2 rRNA genes (1 of these 2 cut by a window edge) are annotated in these 2,500 nt (G+C 54.1%); both read right to left on the minus strand.

The features are described 5' to 3' along the window. Positions 1 to 33: 33 nt before the first annotated feature. Positions 34 to 148 (minus strand): 5S ribosomal RNA (gene rrf, locus AC2FIR_RS23825). Between the two features lie 201 nt (positions 149 to 349). Further along, positions 350 to 2,500 (minus strand): 23S ribosomal RNA (locus tag AC2FIR_RS23830); it runs 692 nt beyond the window's last position.

Consider the following 2,500-nt stretch of genomic DNA (forward strand, 5'->3'; position numbering starts at 1 on the left):
TTTCATCGTCAGAGAGAAGGGGGATTTTGCTAGGTTTGGCGGTGACCTACTCTCCCGGGGCTTAAGCCCAAGTACCATTGGCGCGGCAGTGCTTAACTTCCGGGTTCGGGATGGGACCGGGTGTTTCACTTGCGCTATGACCACCAAACCGAGGAAAATCCCCGTCGCTCTTTTTGCCAAGCAAAAAGGCGACGCGCAGGAGGCAGCGTATTCGCGAAGCGGATGCGCGTTCCTGCACAGTTGTTATGTCAATCAACACCGTGCAATCCGCTTTGCGGATTGTCACGTCATTGTCCAACTCAAGGTCGGTGTATGCTTCTGGTTTGATTTTGTCTTTCCATTACTGGATCAAATCAAGCCTATCGGGCGATTAGTACCGGTCAACTGAACGCATTACTGCGCTTACATCTCCGGCCTATTGACGTGGTGGTCTTCCACGGCCCTCAGGGAGACCTTGTTTTGAGGGGGGCTTCCCGCTTAGATGCCTTCAGCGGTTATCCTGTCCGATCATAGCTACCCAGCACTGCCGTTGGCACGACAACTGGTCCACCAGTGGATCGTTCACCCCGGTCCTCTCGTACTAGGGGCAACTCCTCTCAAGTCTCCTACACCCACGGCAGATAGGGACCGAACTGTCTCACGACGTTCTAAACCCAGCTCACGTACCTCTTTAAACGGCGAACAGCCGTACCCTTGGGACCTGCTCCAGCCCCAGGATGAGATGAGCCGACATCGAGGTGCCAAACACTGCCGTCGATATGGACTCTTGGGCAGTATCAGCCTGTTATCCCCGGCGTACCTTTTATCCGTTGAGCGATGGCCCTTCCACTCGGGACCACCGGATCACTATGGCCGTCTTTCGACTCTGCTCGACTTGTCAGTCTTGCAGTCAGGCTGGCTTCTGCCATTGCACTCAACGAGCGATTTCCGACCGCTCTGAGCCAACCTTCGCGCGCCTCCGTTACGCTTTAGGAGGCGACCGCCCCAGTCAAACTACCCGCCACGCAGGGTCCCGGATCCGGATAACGGACCGCGGTTAGACATCAAGAGTGCGAAGGGTGGTATCTCAAGGGAGGCTCCACAGGTACTTGCGTTCCTGCTTCAAAGCCTACCACCTATCCTGCACATCACAATCCTGATGCCAGTGCGAAGCTGTAGTAAAGGTGCACGGGGTCTTTCCGTCTAACCGCGGGAAGCCTGCATCTTGACAGGCAATTCAATTTCGCTGAGTCGATGTTGGAGACAGCGGGGAAGTCGTTACGCCATTCGTGCAGGTCGGAACTTACCCGACAAGGAATTTCGCTACCTTAGGACCGTTATAGTTACGGCCGCCGTTTACCTGGGCTTCAATTCAAGGCTCTCACCTCTCCTTTTAACCTTCAGGCACCGGGCAGGCGTCAGACCCTATACGTCGTCTTGCGACTTCGCAGAGCCCTGTGTTTTTAATAAACAGTCGCCACCCCCTGGTTTGTGCCCCCAGCCCCTAGTTGCCTAGGAACCGGGCCTCCTTCTCGCGAACTTACGGAGGTATTTTGCCGAGTTCCTTCAACATCGTTCTCTCAAGCGCCTTGGTATGCTCTACCAGTCCACCTGTGTCGGTTTAGGGTACGGTCTGATGGAGGGCTATTTCCAGGAACCACTCAGCAGCCCAATCAATCCGATAAGATTGAACTACACCTGTGATCCGTCACATCCTCCTGGCCTAGGAATATTAACCTAGTTCCCATCGCCTACGCCTTTCGGCCTCGGCTTAGGGGCCGGCTTACCCTGCTCAGATTAGCTTTAAGCAGGAACCCTTGGACTTTCGGCGAGAGTGTCTCTCACACTCTTTGTCGCTACTCATGTCATCATTCTCACTAGTGATCTCTCCACCGGATCCCTCACAGGCCGGCTTCATCGAAAGAACTCGATCCGTCATTACACCCGCTGATATTTCACAGGTGGATGCAAATACGGATGAGTTCTATGTCACACTACGCTCTGCTACCATGCCTTACGGCATCCTAAGCTTCGGCTCATGGCTTGAGCCCCGTTACATCTTCGCCGCAGGACAACTTATTTAGACCAGTGAGCTGTTACGCTATCTTTAAAGGATGGCTGCTTCTAAGCCAACCTCCTGGTTGTTTTGGTCGTCCCACCTGCTTTCCCACTTAGCCATGAATTGGGGGCCTTAGCTGTAGGTCAGGGTTGTTTCCCTCTCCACTACGGACGTTAGCATCCGCAGTGTGTCTGCCATCTAGTACTCCCGGGTATTCGGAGTTTGGTTAGGATCAGTAAGCCTGTGGGGCCCCATTACCCATCCAGTGCTCTACCCCCCGGGGTATTCGGATGACGCTCTACCTAAATAGATTTCGCAGAGAACCAGCTATCTCCGAGTTTGATTGGCCTTTCACCCCTAGGCACAGCTCATCCCGATCCTTTTCAACGGATGTGGGTTCGGTCCTCCAGTAAGTGTTACCTTACCTTCAACCTGGCCATGCCTAGATCACTCGGTTTCGGG

The sequence above is a fragment of the Ruegeria sp. CDSB136 genome, assembly GCF_059610965.1.